This window comes from Candidatus Clostridium stratigraminis, from assembly GCF_045310675.1.
GTDB lineage: Bacteria > Bacillota > Clostridia > Clostridiales > Clostridiaceae > Clostridium_AT > Clostridium_AT stratigraminis.
Genome location: NZ_JBJHZZ010000016.1, coordinates 1 through 14,522, shown reverse-complemented (window position 1 = coordinate 14,522; position 14,522 = coordinate 1). Strand labels below are relative to the sequence as shown.

Here is a 14,522-nt window from a genome sequence, read left to right as displayed (position 1 = left end):
TTAAAAGTCCTCAAAGGACTTTTTTTTATAAACAATTTCCATTGTAAAATGGTGGTATAATATTAATATCTCTAAATATATTGTGTTAGAGGAGAGTGGTATAATGAAGGTGATTTTTGATTTTTTAATTCATAAATTTGTAAAGGATTATAAAAATGTTAATTCCGATAAAACCCGAGAAGCTTATGGCGCTTTAGGAGGAGTGGTTGGAATAATTATTAATACTACTATTCTTACTGCAGAGCTTGTTATCGGTCTTTTATTAAATAGCATGGCTATTACTGCTGATGCCTTTCATAATCTTACAGATGCATTATCGTCTTTAGTTACAATAATCAGTTTCAAATTTGCAAACAAGCCAGCTGACGATAAGCATCCTTTTGGTTATGGGAGAATTGAATATCTTACTGCGCTGCTTTTTTCAGTAGCTATTCTCGTAGTGGGCTATGAGTTCCTTAGAAGTTCAGTACTGCGTATTTTACATCCAGTAAATGTACCTTTTAATTTTATAAGCTTTATTTGCATGCTTTTGGCTCTTCCGCTTCAAATTACACTTAATAGATTTACTGCTTATTTAGGTAAAATAATAAATTCTTCTGCTTTAAAGGCGTCTGCTTTAGAATCCTTTACTGATATACTAGTACTATCTATGGTTACTTTTTCTTTATTGGTAACTAGATTTACTTCATTTCCTATAGATGGATATGTTGCTTTTGTAGTATCACTGTTTATTCTTCATTCTGGAGTTGAACTCTTAAGAGATACGATAGGAACTTTGCTTGGAAAAGCACCAAGTGAGGAATTTGTAGAGGAGCTAATAAAAAGTTTAAAAGAATATCCCTATATACTTGGAGTTCATGACTTAGTCATACACAATTACGGTCCGGGAAGATATATGGCGTCACTGCACGCTGAAGTTCCTTATGATGTATCAATAATGGACATACATGATGTTATTGATAAAGCTGAAAAGGAAGTAGGTGATAAATATAATATATATTTATCCATCCATATGGATCCTGTTAAGATAGATTGCCCAGAGGTAAACTTATTAAAGGATGAGGTACAGGAAAGGCTTAGTAAAATTAATGGTGTATTATCTATACATGACTTTAGAGTTGTTGGTAAAGGAGAGGAAAAAACCTTAATTTTTGATGCAGTAATTAACAAGTCCTATGCATTAGAAGAACAAAAAAAATTGATAGAAGGTCAAATACAAGAAGCTATTAATACTATATCTCCCAAGTATAGAGGTATTGTTACTCTTGATAGAGAATTTCACTAGGATTAGACTATATTTCTTATAGTTTTGAAGTTTTTCATATAATTTTGTATTTCAATTATAAAAATTATTTATTAATCTGATTCCAGCATAGATGCTGGAGTCTTTTTTTATTTAGAGATTAAATTATCACATAAAATAGTATAAATCTTTTATTTAAAAAATAAAATTAAATAGTACAGTGTTGTTTATTACAAGGAGCATGACATTAATAATGTCATGTACAGAATAAGGAATACAAGGAGGTCAGTGTGAAGGTCAAAATAGATATAATTTCAGGATTTTTAGGTGCAGGAAAAACCACACTCATTAAAAAACTAATAAGTGAAGAACTGTATAAAGAAAAAATAGCAATTATTGAAAATGAATTCGGGGAAGTTGGTATAGATGGGAGTATTTTAAGAGACACGAATACAAAGATAAAGGAAATAAATGCAGGTTGTATTTGCTGCAGCATAACTGGAGATTTTAAGAAGGCTCTTTTAGAGGTTTTGGGAAAATACAAATTAGATAGAATTATTATAGAACCCTCAGGAGTTGCAAAGCTATCAGAAATAATAAACATATGTAACAGCGAGGAGTTAAGAAAATTCACAGAAGTAAATATGATAATTACTGTAGTGGATATTTTAAAATTTAATATGTATTTAGATAATTTTGGGGAGTTTTATAAAAATCAAATAGTAAATGCCAAAACCATAATGTTAAGTAGAAGTCAAAGAGTAGGCCTTGAGAAATTAGTTGCAGTTAAGGAAGCACTGGACGCTTTAAACAAGGTAGCTTTTGTTGTTACTACTCCCTGGGATAATTTATCTGCAAAAAGAATTATAGAAATAAGTGAGGACTATGAAAGAGAAAGTATCCATAAGGAAGTAAATTTATTAAAAAAAGTTAATTTAAATGCTTCTTATAAAACAACTAAAGGAGAAAGCGTAAGTTTTGAAAGCATAGGATTTGAAACAGCTAAAAAGTTCAGCTCATCTAAAATAAAAAGCATATTGGACAAGATAAATAAAGATAACCTTTATGGAAGTGTTTTAAGAGCAAAAGGAATAGTAGAGCTTGAAAAAGGTGAATGGATCCAATTTGATTATGTACCAGAGGAATTTAATCTAAAAAAAGCTGAAGCAGACTTTACAAGCAGAGTATGTATTATTGGAGTGCATTTAAATAAAGCCGCGCTTAAAAAGTTGTTTATATGAATATTAAGACAGAAATTGAAATAGTAACGGGTTTTTTAGGCTCTGGTAAGACAACCTTTATAAATGCACTATTAGAAAATTCACTTGTATCAGGAGAAATAGTCATAATAATTCAAGGTGAAATTGGTAATACGGAAATTAAAATAATTGAAAAGCCTAAGTCAAAGCTTATTGTAAGGAAATTAGTCACTTCTAAAAATCTAACTGCAGCATTTCTTAAACAAATGATAGACTTTTATAAGCCCCACAGAATTATTATCGAATATAATGGAACAAGGCTTTTAGAGGAAATTTTAACTGTACTTGAAGATGGAGCTATAAAAGAAAGCTTAAGAGAGCCTATAATTTATAATCTTTTGGAAGCTTCAACTTTCTTTGCCTATTATAATAATATGAAGGAACTTATAGAGCCCTTTATTATAAACAGCAATTTAATAGTAATTAACAATTGTAATAACATAACTCTTAAAGAAAAAAATCGGGCTTTAAAAAAACTAAAGGAGTTAAATCCCAAGGCTATCATTTTAAAGAATGGAAGCCTGCAGGAATTAAATGAAGTACTTAAAAGGTCAGATATTATAGATAGGGGATTAATAAAAAAAGTTATTATTAAGATAAAAAATAGACAGGCGAACAAGGTTGTTAGGAGTAGATAAAATTGAATACAGAGCTATTACAAAATTTTTCTGTGATCTTTATAAGTATAATACTAGAAGCTCTTCCGTTTGTATTGTTAGGAGTTATAATTTCAGCTCTAATTCAGGTTTTTGTATCTGAAAGTATCATAGCGAAACTATTGCCTAAAAATAAATTTATAGGTATTCTCATTGCATCACTAACAGGATTTGTTTTTCCTATTTGTGAATGTGCAGTTATTCCTATTGGAAGAAGATTAATAAAAAAGGGAGTCCCAATAAACATGGCTGTGGCTTTCATGCTCTCGGTGCCAATTGTTAACCCAGTTGTCCTCTTATCCACATACTATGCCTTTCATGGAAGACCTTATGTAGTGCTTATAAGAGGACTGGGAGGCTTTATTATCGCGTTTACTATTGGAGCTATAATGGGAGCTATAGAAAATTTAAACTGTTTAAAGCCTTCTTATTCTGACTACGAAGATGTCTGTTCCTGCGGCTATAATCATAATTATAAAAAGAAAACTTCAAGGTTTATTGAGATTCTTAATCATGTAAGCGCTGAACTCTATGATATAGGTAAGTTTCTTATAATTGGAGCTTTTGTTTCAGCTGCTTTTCAAGTAGTTGTACCTAGAGAACAGATTTCAAGTTTAGGCCAGAATTCTACATATTCTATAATTGTTATGCTGCTCTTTGCATTTTTAATTTCGCTATGCTCTGAGGCTGATGCTTTTATTGGAAGCACCTTCCTAGGACAATTTACCTTAGGAAGCATAATTGGATTCTTACTTTTAGGGCCTATGATAGACATTAAAAACACTTTAATGCTAAATTACTCTTTTAAGAAAGGTTTTATTGTAAAGCAGCTTATTTTAATATTCTCATTTTGTTTCGCTGCAGCCTATATTATAAATGTGTTTTTTAAATTATAATTGCATGTTTGAATACGAAGAGAGTAGGTGAGACTTTATTTGTTAATATAAAGGGGATAAAAAATGAAAAGATTTAATATTAATGAATTTATATGGTTTATAATTTTGCTCCTATTTACCTTTTACATCTGTTATTTACTTTCATCTACCAAGATTACAATGTTTGTCCATCCTAAGCTTGCTAAGTATTCAGCATTTTCTTTAGTAGTCTTTGGAGAACTTACTATACTGCAAATCTTCAATGTATTTACAGTTAAAACAAGAATTAAATTCAAGAAAGGCTATGTACTTTTTATTTTAGTTTTAATTATAGGAATATTTATTGCACCAAGAGGCTTAAATTCTGAAATAGCAGAGAAAAAAGGTATTACTTTTGTAAGTTCAAGCAGAACTGAGAATATAGGAAGTCATACTCATACCAAGGATGATGTGATAAATGGAAATGTAATTAGTTTTAATGATGGAAACTACATTCATTATTTTGAAGATTTAAGTGAAAATCTTGAAAAACATCTTGGAAAGGATATAATAATTAGTGGTTATATAACAAAAGAAGATAAGCTTAATAAGGATGAATTTATTATTACTAGACTATTAGTAAACTGCTGCGCTGCTGATTCTCAGGTTATTGGTATCCTGTGTAAAACTAATGATAATAAGGTTTTAAGTAATGATACATGGGTAAGGGTAGAAGGAGTAGTAAGCTTTAAGGAAAATGAGAATAGCAAGATTAATGGAAAGCTTCCATTAATTATTGCACAGAAGGTTACGAGTATAATTAGGCCCGGAAATCCATATATATATGAATAAATTAGCTAACCTTACGAAATATAAAGTTTTGCATAAATAAAAAAGATATACTTGCGTATATCTTTTGGTGGAGGAAGATGGATTCGAACCATCGAAGTCACTGACAACAGATTTACAGTCTGCCCCCTTTGGCCGCTCGGGAATTCCTCCAAAAGTGGAGCTGGCAATAGGAATCGAACCTACAACCTGCTGATTACAAGTCAGCTGCTCTACCGTTGAGCCATGCCAGCATATTAAGTTACATGGTGGGCACAACAGGGCTCGAACCTGTGACCCTCTGCTTGTAAGGCAGATGCTCTCCCAGCTGAGCTATGCGCCCATGCAATTTATTTATCTAACCGACGAATTTTATTATACATAGAATATAATATCTTATCAAATGGTATTATAGACTAAATTTTTAAATTAAACCATATTATCTTCGTTTTAGTATGTTTTCCTTTGATTTTGATATAAAGTCAGTTTAAACTTGAGATTACAACTATATTATGAGTCTTTACATAAATCTTATACAAAAATTAAGTAATAATGCTAAAGGTTCCATTAATAAATATATAAAAATATATTGAAATAAATAAAAATACATAGTATAATCTAACTTGTCGTTAGGTTTAACACTTAATGATTACAAATAAACAATTTAGTTTCATGAGTATATGGAGAGATGTCCGAGTGGTTTAAGGAGCACGCCTGGAAAGCGTGTGTAGGGGAAACTCTACCGGGGGTTCGAATCCCCCTTTCTCCGCCAGTTGAACTTTCCGTGCTAGATGGGGAACTAGCGGTGCCCTGTAACCTGCAATCCGCTACAGCAGGGTTGAATTCCTCGCTTAGGCTCTAGCGTGTAAGGTCTGGTCTATAAAAGTGGCGTTGAGAATCGGGTCCTACGCAACGAAAACTCATGAACCCCGTCAGGTCCGGAAGGAAGCAGCGGTAAGTGAATATTTTCGTGTGCCGTAGGGAAACCTGGTTTGAGCTAACTGTATAGCTACCGCTTATATGCTATCAGTCGAGGCGAGGTGCACGGTTTAAAATAATTGAAACTAGATTAAAGGATGCTTAAGGCATCTTTTTTATTTTTTTGATTATATTGTGTTAAAGGATATTACATTAAGGTATAATATAAGTAGCAAAGAGGTGAGAAAATGGCATATACCGCTTTATATAGAGAATGGAGACCTAAAAATTTCAATGATGTAGTAGGTCAGAAAAATATAACTACAACTCTAAAAAATCAGATTATAAATAATAGAATAGCCCATGCCTATCTTTTATGTGGTACAAGGGGAACAGGAAAAACCTCTACTGCTAAGATTATGGCAAAGGCGGTAAATTGTTTGGATTTACAAGAGGGAGAGCCCTGTAATAAGTGTGAAATGTGCAAAAGTATAAATTCGGGGCTTGCAATAGATGTTGTTGAATTAGATGCTGCTTCACATAATGGAGTGGGAAATATTAGAGATATTATAGATGAAGTACAGTATCCTCCAAGGGAAGCAAAATATAAGGTATATATAATGGATGAAGTTCATATGCTTTCTGATGGCGCCGTTAATGCCTTTCTTAAAACCCTAGAGGAGCCGCCAAGCAGAACAATTTTTATTTTGGCTACAACAGATCCTCAAAAACTTCCTATAACTATACTTTCAAGATGTCAAAGGTTTGACTTTACGAGAATAAGAAGCGAAGATATTTACGGGCTGCTTAGAAAGATAGTTAAGGAACAAGGGGTTTTTGCTGATGATAAAAGCTTAAATCTTATTGCCAGAATGTCCGATGGAGCTATGAGAGATGCATTAAGTATACTAGATCAGGCAATTTCTATGGGAAATGGCAAAGTAGAATATGATGAAATAGTAAATATGCTTGGACTTGTTACAAATGAAAATTTACTAAAGCTTACAGATGCAGTAATAGACAAAGATGTGGAAAAGTCCATGAAAATTGTTGATGATATAGTTTTTAGCGGCAAGGATATCTACAACTTTATTAAAGAAATGATTAGCCATACGAGAAATTTAATGATGGCTAAAATAAGTAAGAATCCAGAAGAAATTTTGGATATGTCAGTTGAGAATATAGAGAGTTTAAGGCAGCAGGCTCAAAAAATAAGAGTAGAAGAGCTTATGAGAAATATAAGGATTCTGCAGGAAGCAGAAGAACAGTCAAAATGGAGTAAGCAAAGCAGAATATTTTTAGAGCTTGCTATTATAAAGTTATGTAAAATTGAATATGATACTTCTAAGGAGGTTCTTCTTTCTAGAATTAATAAGCTTGAAGAAATATTAAAAAGCGGTAAAATTGTAGCTGCTACAAGTGATGTACAACCGGTTAAAGTTGTTAAAAAATCTCCTGCCTTAGATGTAAAAAAGACAGAAGTTAATAAAATAGAAGAATTTGAAGAAAAAAATACTGCCTCCGCCTTAACCTTAGACACTGTTAGAAAATCTTGGAGAGATATATTAGAAATGGTAAAGGTTAGAAGTACTGCTGCAAATTCTGCTCTACTTGGTACAGGTGAAGTAGTTAATTGTAAAGATGGAATAATAGATGTTAAATTTGATAAGCAGTATGCATTTAGCAAACAGAGATTAGAAAGAGAGGATATTAAAAAGGTAATTGAGGATGTGGTTTCTTCAGTATTAAAAGAAAAGGTGAGAATAAAATATACTGTAGAGGAAAAAGAGATAGTAAAATCACCTGAAGACATATTAAAAGAAACTTTTGGTGAGGAAGTTGTAGAAATAATTGACCAATAAGTATATAATGTTAATTATGTATATTAATTTAATTAAATAATAAATAATGTATTTTTAGGAGGTATAGTATGCCAAAAGGTGGTTTCCCTGGCTTTGGCGGCGGGGCTAACATGAATAATCTAATGAAGCAAGCACAAAAATTCCAGCAGCAAATGGAAGATATGCAAAAGAATCTTGAAAGCAAAACCTATGAAGAAAAAGCTGGAGGCGGTGCTGTAACTGTAATAGTAAATGGAAAAAAACAACTTGTAGATATTAAAATAGATCCAGAAGTATTAGATCCAGACGATGTAGAAATGTTACAGGATTTAATAATGACTGCTTGTAATGCTGCTCTTAGAAAGGCTGAAGAAGATACAGCAAATCAAATGGGAAAATTAACAGGCGGACTTAATATACCAGGAATGTTTTAATAATTTTAGAAACAATAAGATAATTAATCTATTTTTTTGATAGCTGATTAAAACTACCAGAATTAACAAGTAATAAGCAATGAAGAATAAAGAATGAAGAATTAAAAAATACAGCTAAAGGGTTAAATCAATTCTTGGCGGTATTTTGTACTTAATTTTTCATTCTTAATTTATTTAAAAGTGAAAACGGAGGTAAATCTCCTAAATGGGCATTTACGAGCAATTATCGAGTGGGAGCGAGAGAGCTTAATTGCTCAGTGTGACCACCAAAGGAGGCAAAAGCCATAAATTGGCTTTTGCGGGTAATTTGTGAGCGGAGCGAATGGGTTAAATTACCCTGTGTGACCACTAAAAGGAGGAAAAGATTATGGATTTTTATCCAGTAGCTATAGAAAAACTTATAGAAGAGTTTGGGAGACTCCCAGGCATAGGCTATAAAACTGCACAAAGACTTACTCTCCATATACTAAACCTACCTCAGGATGAGGTTCGTGGCTTTGCAGAGGCATTAGTTAAGGCAAGAGGTACAATTAAGTACTGCTCAGTATGCGGTAATTTTACAGATAGTGATCCCTGTGCTATTTGCGGTAATCCAAGCAGGGATAAGAGCACAGTATGCGTAGTAGAGCAGCCAAAGGATATTATGTCCATGGAAAGGGTAAAGGAGTATAATGGGGTATATCATGTGCTCCATGGTACAATTTCCCCTATGGCAGGAAGAGGCCCTGAGCAAATAAAATTAAGAGAGCTTATATCGAGACTTAACGGAGATATTAAGGAGGTTATTGTAGCTACAAACCCCAATATTGAAGGAGAAGCTACAGCAATGTTTATATCTAAAATTATAAAACCTCTAGGAGTTAAGGTTACAAGAATAGCCCATGGAATACCGGTAGGCGGAGATTTAGATTATGCAGATGAGATTACCCTATCCAAGGCTTTAGAAGGAAGAAGAGAGATTTAAGTTATTTAATTATTACGCACACAAACCTTACTAACATAATAAAAAATTTGCTAATAAGGCTATTAGCAGATAGACAAAATGAAATTGCTATATATATTAGAAAGGTGAATGAAATGCTTAAGGCAATGATTGTAGATGATATGGACTTAGCAAGAAAAGAATTTAAAATGCTAAAAATTTGGGGAGAAGATACAGGTTTTAAAATTACAGAGGAAGCTAGGGATGGGCAGGAAGCTATAACAAAGCTTACTGAAAATCCTGTAGATTTAATTATAACTGATATAAGGATGCCTAAGGTTAATGGTATAGAATTATTAAAAATAAATAAAGAAATGAATCTATGTCCATGCGTAGTGTTAATGAGTGAAAATTGTGAATTTAAGTATTGTAAACAAGCTGTTTCCCTTGGAGCTTTTGACTACTTGGTAAAACCAGTAGATGAACTTGAACTTAAAATAACTTTAGCTCGTGCTGCACAATTTATAAGAGATAAGAAAAGACAAGAGGAAAGGTTAAAGAGAATAGATGCTTTTATAAAAATAGCTGATGAGACCCAAATTGCTGAATATATAAGAAACGGTGATATGAGAGCTATCTTATTTATTTCAACGGTTATAGACAAAATTGCTGTAATCTTTAACTATAATATAGATAAAATTGCTATGGTGTTAAAAAGTATAATGCTGGAGATAATAAATATAACAGTTACCAATTATGAATGGTTTGATAATTTTGTTGATATGAAATCCATAATAAATACAAGTGTATTTAGAAGTATGGAACTTAAGCCAATAAAGGATGCTTTAGTAACAATGGTGGAAGCTATAATTATAATCGTAAACAGTCTTGAATTCAGTAATAAGGTCAATGACAAAATAAGAAGTATATGCAGATATGTTCTTAATAATGTTGATAAAGAAGTTTCTCTCACTATTATTTCTGAAAAATTATATATGAATAAAAGCCATATAAGTGAAAGCTTTAAAAAAACAACAGATATAACTTTAATTGAATATATGACAATGGTAAAAATGGAGAGAGCTAAAAAGCTTATTATGAGTGGAAATTTTAAGATTTTCGACATTAGCAGTAAGCTTGGATATAAAGATGCAGAATATTTCAGTAAAGTATTTAAAAAACACACAGGCTTAACACCTAAGGAATTTAAGCAATGCAGGAATAGTAATTAGAATTATGTGACAATTCCCGATAAAATTCGTGGTTAAAACCAAATATATTACATATATTAATTTAAGATAAATACGACTAATGTATATAGGTTGTTTTTATCTTTTTTTATTTATCCGGTGCTAAAGCTTATGACAAGAAAAGACTTTTCTTGGTACTTTAAGTTTAACAATTCTATGTAAAAATATATGTAATTTTAAGGGGATGGGGTAAAATATGAACAATTTAAAAGTAAGGCAAAAATTAATTATTTTTTCAGTCATAATGTGCATTCAGATTGGGGCTATGTGTGTTACTGGATATTATTATACTTCAGCTGAAAATAAGGCTATGGCATCAATGTATACAGATAACTTATTGACTGTTCAATGGCTAAATGATAATAGAAATCAAGTTAGTGCAATGGAAGCTGATTCTTATTACATAATCCTAAATACAGAAAATAAAGATAAACAAAATGAAAAGCTAAAAGATATTGAAACTAGAATGAAAACATTCTTGGAAAATTGGGATAATTACAAAAATAATAATCCTGATAAATATGAAAAAGATAGAATTTCTATTATTGAAAGTAATTTTGATAAATTTACAAAGGTAAGAGATGAAGCTATTAAATTAGCCATGGAAGGAAAACAGAAGGAAGCCTTAGATAAGTTAGGCTCTGTTAATCAAGATGAAGTGACTTTTCAGCAAAGTTTGAAGGAAGTAGCAGATTATAATGCTAAAATGGCTGATGATATAAATCTTCAAAATCATAATGATTTTCTTATTGAAATAAAGATTTTAATGGGGGTATTCATATTATCCATAGGTGTAGGTATATTTCTAACCTTTGTTATTTCTAAATCTATTTCATATCCACTAATTTTAGCAATAAAGCATTTGCAACTTATAGCAGCAGGCGATTTTACTATGGATGCACCGGAAAAATTTAAAAAGAGAAAAGATGAAATAGGAGATATTGCAAATACAATAGTTACTATGCAAAATTCATTAAAAAATTTAGTTGATAATATAAGGCAGGAGTCCAATTCAGTAAAATTAGCAGTAGATAATATTTCTGAAAATATAAGTATTTTAAATAGCAATATAGAAGAAGTATCTGCTACAACAGAGGAATTATCTGCAGGAATGGAAGAAACAGCAGCTTCGGCTGAGGAGATGAATGCAACGGCTGAGGATATAGAAAAAACAGTTCAGGTTATTGCACAAAAAGCCCAAGAGGGAGCTGTAGAAGCTCAAGCAATAAATAAAAGAGCCCTAGATACTAAAAGTAATGTAGTAAAAGCTCAAGAAAAAGCAATGAATATATTTTCTAAAACTAAAGATAAATTGCAAATTGCAATGGAAAATGCAAAAGTAGTGGAACAAATCAATGTTTTATCAGAGGCTATTATGCAGATATCTTCACAAACTAATCTTTTAGCATTAAATGCAGCAATAGAGGCAGCAAGAGCTGGAGAAGCAGGAAGGGGATTTGCAGTGGTGGCAGATGAAATAAGAAAGCTTGCAGAGGAATCTAAGAATACAGTAATGGAAATACAAAGCATAACTAATAAGGTTAATGACTCTGTAAATGATTTATCAGTAAGTTCCGAGGAATTATTAAGCTTTGTATCGGAAGATGTACAAAATGATTATAATACACTGTTAAATGTAGCAGGTGAATATAGTGAAGATGCTGAGTTTGTAAGCAACCTTGTACTTGAGTTTAATTCCATTACAGAGGAACTTTTTGCTTCACTGCAAGAAGTAATTAAAATAGTAGAACAGGTGTCGACAGCTTCAAATGAAGGTGCAGAAGGAACTACAAATATTGCCCAAAAGGTAATTCATATAACAGAAAGATCCAGTGAAATTATTGAAAAGGTAAAGAGTTCTAAAAATAGCGCAGAACAGTTAAATGAAGCAGTTTCTAAATTTAAAACAAGTGATATAAGAAATAGTATTGAATTGGTATAATTAGAGTTTAATGTTATATTGTATTGTTGAAAAACAAAAAAGGTACACTCTTTTTAAGATAAAAGGTAGCAGCATTGATAGTATAAATTATTGCTGCTGCTTTTATTTTATCTTTAAATAATTGAGGAAATAAGTAGTAACATTTAGAAAGTTGGTGGTATAATTAAACATATATGTAATAATATGCTGAATGTGAATTTATAAGGAGGCATGTATGGCTAAGCTTATAAAGAAAAAGGGGTGTCTATTAGTTATAATAGCATTAGTAGTAGTCTTAACAGGTTGCAATTCTCATTACAAAAAAGTTACAAGTGAAAAATACTCAAGTAATATAAGCACCAAGCAATGGATAGAAGATATAGACTATTTATCTAAAAATTTACCTAAAGTTCATAAAAGCCTATATCACAGCATAAAAAAAGAGGATTTTAACAAAGAGATACAGAGTCTAAAGAACGATGTTCCAAAGCTTAAGGATTACGAGATTAAGTGCAGATTATCTCAAATAGTGGCATCTATTGGAGATGCACATACATCTTTGAATTTGGGTTTTAATAATAGTAATACCTATCCTTTGGTACTTCGCTGGTACAATGAAGATTTAAGGATAGTTGCTGCAGATAAAGAGCATAAAGATATTTTAGGTAAAAAACTTGTTAGTATTAATAGTGTTGCTATAGATGAAATAATTAAAAAAGTAAATTCACTAATATCTCATGAAAATGATCAATGGCTAAAGGTAATGAACGTGCAATATGTTTTAATGCCCGATGTGTTAAAATTACTAGGTGTAACTTCAGATGAAAAGTTGGAATTTACACTCAAAGATGATGATAATAAAATAAGTAAAATTGAACTATTCCCTAAAACTTTAACAACGGATAATACCATAAGGGTTATAGATGATATGCCTGTTAAACCTTTAATGCTGCAGTATAATGTGAATGATTTAACTGAAAGATTGTATTGGTATAAGTATATAGCTGAAGACAAAATATTATATTTTCAATATAATCAATGTATAGATAAAGATGTAGCACAAAGGTATGGATATAAAGATTATAAGAATTACCCGGTTTTTCAGAAATTTACTGAGGGACTTTTAAATGAAATTACTGATAAAAATATAGATAAATTCGTTGTAGATTTAAGAAATAATACCGGAGGAGATTCAAGGTTAATGACTGAATTTGTGAATAAGATAGCTGGCATAGATAAACTAAAGGGTAAAATTTACGTAATAATAGGCAGAGAAACCTTTTCATCTGGATTAATGGCAGCGGTGGATTTAATGAATAATACAAAGGCAGCATTTTATGGTGAACCTTCGGGAGGAAATGTGAATGGATTTGGTGATATAAAAAATCTAGTATTACCAAATTCTAAGCTTCAACTATCATATTCAACTAAGTATTTTAGTCTGTCTGATAAATTTAATGAGAACTTTATACCAGATGTAATGGTGGAACAGAATTTTAATGATTATAAGCAGGGTATAGATGATGTATATGAAGCCATAAAAAGTAGAAGGTAATTACTATATAAAATAGCAATTAATTTATTTAATACAAAAGGGCGTATCTCTAAGAGATACTCAATAATTACGTATAATTTTCCATATTTGTGGCAATTATTTTATTATAAAAGATTGTCCGAATGGGAGGTTATTATGAATAAGAAAGCTATAATTGATTATTTATCTAGAAATATTGAATATACAGAAGAACATAAAAGGCTTATTGAAGCTATTGAAGAGGCAAGAGAAGAAATGGAAAGGGCTAGTCAATATTTTGAGATGGTCAGTTCACCTATGCTCGTTGATCATGCCATTCACATGGAAGATGCAGCAAAAGCAAAATTTATATATCTATTAAGTAAGGCAAGGGCAGCTGGCGTTAAGATTGATACAAATATTATCCTTACAGAAATAAACTACTATTAAAGTTTAATTAATATTTTCTTAAATTACAGAATATAATAAAATAAATTAAAATGCATACTAAGGCAAATAGAGGGGGGAATTTTCATGGAATATATGGGCTATTTTTTATTAGCCATAATAGGCTTGTTTTTAATTGTTAAAATATTTTCCTGGCCAATAAAAATATTTATAAAACTAATTACAAATGCAGTTCTAGGAGTAATACTTCTAGCTTTAACTAATTTTATTGGTGGTTATTTTCACTTTGCCATAGGTATAAATTGGGCAACCGCTCTAATAGCAGGCTTTTTCGGAGTTCCAGGAGTTATTTTTTTAATAATTTTTAAGTTGTTTTTGTAAAATAGGGTGATAAAAATAAAAGGGGCTGTTGCACAACTAACTAAATAGTTAGCTGCGCAGCAGCTCCCTTTTTGCTTAGAAAGTTAAAATGCGG

General features: G+C 31.2%; 13 protein-coding genes, 4 tRNA genes and 1 other RNA gene. 15 read left to right on the top strand and 3 right to left on the bottom strand.

Translation table 11 applies throughout. The features are described 5' to 3' along the window. Positions 1 to 103 precede the first annotated feature (103 nt). From ACJDUG_RS15490 to ACJDUG_RS15470, 5 genes are all read left to right on the top strand, one after another. On the top strand, positions 104 to 1,285 hold the full coding sequence (locus tag ACJDUG_RS15490) for a cation diffusion facilitator family transporter (protein WP_406770776.1): 1,182 nt from the start codon (positions 104 to 106) through the stop codon (positions 1,283 to 1,285). 248 nt (positions 1,286 to 1,533) lie between these two features. Further along, positions 1,534 to 2,484 carry a CobW family GTP-binding protein gene (locus ACJDUG_RS15485; RefSeq protein WP_406770775.1) on the top strand — a complete coding sequence of 317 codons (951 nt, stop codon included), beginning with the start codon at positions 1,534 to 1,536 and terminating at the stop codon, positions 2,482 to 2,484. Next, positions 2,481 to 3,140 carry a GTP-binding protein gene (locus ACJDUG_RS15480; RefSeq protein WP_406770774.1) on the top strand — a complete coding sequence of 220 codons (660 nt, stop codon included), beginning with the start codon at positions 2,481 to 2,483 and terminating at the stop codon, positions 3,138 to 3,140. The genes ACJDUG_RS15485 and ACJDUG_RS15480 overlap by 4 nt, the downstream gene beginning before the upstream one ends. Positions 3,141 to 3,142: 2 nt before the next feature. Further along, on the top strand, positions 3,143 to 4,054 hold the full coding sequence (locus tag ACJDUG_RS15475; RefSeq protein ID WP_406770773.1) for a permease: 912 nt from the start codon (positions 3,143 to 3,145) through the stop codon (positions 4,052 to 4,054). 63 nt (positions 4,055 to 4,117) lie between these two features. Continuing rightward, on the top strand, positions 4,118 to 4,864 hold the full coding sequence (locus ACJDUG_RS15470) for a TIGR03943 family putative permease subunit (protein ID WP_406770772.1): 747 nt from the start codon (positions 4,118 to 4,120) through the stop codon (positions 4,862 to 4,864). Positions 4,865 to 4,929: 65 nt separating this feature from the next. On the opposite strand, the gene ACJDUG_RS15465 is transcribed toward ACJDUG_RS15470, so the two are convergent. The 3 genes from ACJDUG_RS15465 to ACJDUG_RS15455 all read right to left on the bottom strand — a co-directional run bounded on the left by ACJDUG_RS15465 (position 4,930) and on the right by ACJDUG_RS15455 (position 5,183). Then, positions 4,930 to 5,014 (bottom strand) — tRNA-Tyr (locus ACJDUG_RS15465). A 5-nt stretch (positions 5,015 to 5,019) separates the two neighbouring features. Next, positions 5,020 to 5,094: transfer RNA gene (locus ACJDUG_RS15460), tRNA-Thr, on the bottom strand. A 13-nt stretch (positions 5,095 to 5,107) separates the two neighbouring features. Further along, positions 5,108 to 5,183, bottom strand: a tRNA-Val gene (locus ACJDUG_RS15455). A gap of 339 nt (positions 5,184 to 5,522) precedes the next feature. On the opposite strand from ACJDUG_RS15455, the gene ACJDUG_RS15450 reads away from it, so the two are divergent. From ACJDUG_RS15450 to ACJDUG_RS15405, 10 genes are all read left to right on the top strand, one after another. Next, a tRNA-Ser gene (locus ACJDUG_RS15450) sits at positions 5,523 to 5,612 on the top strand. A 10-nt stretch (positions 5,613 to 5,622) separates the two neighbouring features. Next, an RNA gene (gene ffs / locus ACJDUG_RS15445) (signal recognition particle sRNA large type) lies at positions 5,623 to 5,888 on the top strand. A 118-nt stretch (positions 5,889 to 6,006) separates the two neighbouring features. Continuing rightward, entirely contained in the window at positions 6,007 to 7,620 is a 1,614-nt protein-coding gene (gene dnaX / locus ACJDUG_RS15440; RefSeq protein WP_406770771.1) for a DNA polymerase III subunit gamma/tau, read from the top strand. A 68-nt stretch (positions 7,621 to 7,688) separates the two neighbouring features. Then, the gene (locus ACJDUG_RS15435) at positions 7,689 to 8,033 is read left to right on the top strand and encodes a YbaB/EbfC family nucleoid-associated protein (protein WP_406770770.1); all 345 of its coding nucleotides are present in this window, start codon (positions 7,689 to 7,691) and stop codon (positions 8,031 to 8,033) included. Positions 8,034 to 8,400: 367 nt separating this feature from the next. Next, a complete protein-coding gene (recR, locus tag ACJDUG_RS15430) occupies positions 8,401 to 8,997 on the top strand; it encodes a recombination mediator RecR (protein WP_406770769.1) in 597 nt (198 codons plus the stop codon). A 47-nt stretch (positions 8,998 to 9,044) separates the two neighbouring features. Beyond that, complete coding sequence (locus tag ACJDUG_RS15425) at positions 9,045 to 10,187, top strand: response regulator transcription factor (RefSeq protein ID WP_406770768.1); 1,143 nt, start codon at positions 9,045 to 9,047, stop codon at positions 10,185 to 10,187. Between the two features lie 214 nt (positions 10,188 to 10,401). Then, complete coding sequence (locus ACJDUG_RS15420) at positions 10,402 to 12,147, top strand: methyl-accepting chemotaxis protein (RefSeq protein WP_406770767.1); 1,746 nt, start codon at positions 10,402 to 10,404, stop codon at positions 12,145 to 12,147. A gap of 214 nt (positions 12,148 to 12,361) precedes the next feature. Beyond that, positions 12,362 to 13,681, top strand: coding sequence for a hypothetical protein (locus ACJDUG_RS15415; protein ID WP_406770766.1), 1,320 nt, complete (start codon positions 12,362 to 12,364; stop codon positions 13,679 to 13,681). Between the two features lie 135 nt (positions 13,682 to 13,816). Then, positions 13,817 to 14,089 carry a DUF2508 family protein gene (locus ACJDUG_RS15410; protein ID WP_406770765.1) on the top strand — a complete coding sequence of 91 codons (273 nt, stop codon included), beginning with the start codon at positions 13,817 to 13,819 and terminating at the stop codon, positions 14,087 to 14,089. An 84-nt stretch (positions 14,090 to 14,173) separates the two neighbouring features. Next, positions 14,174 to 14,428, top strand: a complete 255-nt coding sequence (locus tag ACJDUG_RS15405) for a pro-sigmaK processing inhibitor BofA family protein (protein ID WP_406770764.1) — start codon at positions 14,174 to 14,176, stop codon at positions 14,426 to 14,428. The last annotated feature ends 94 nt before the right edge of the window (positions 14,429 to 14,522 follow it).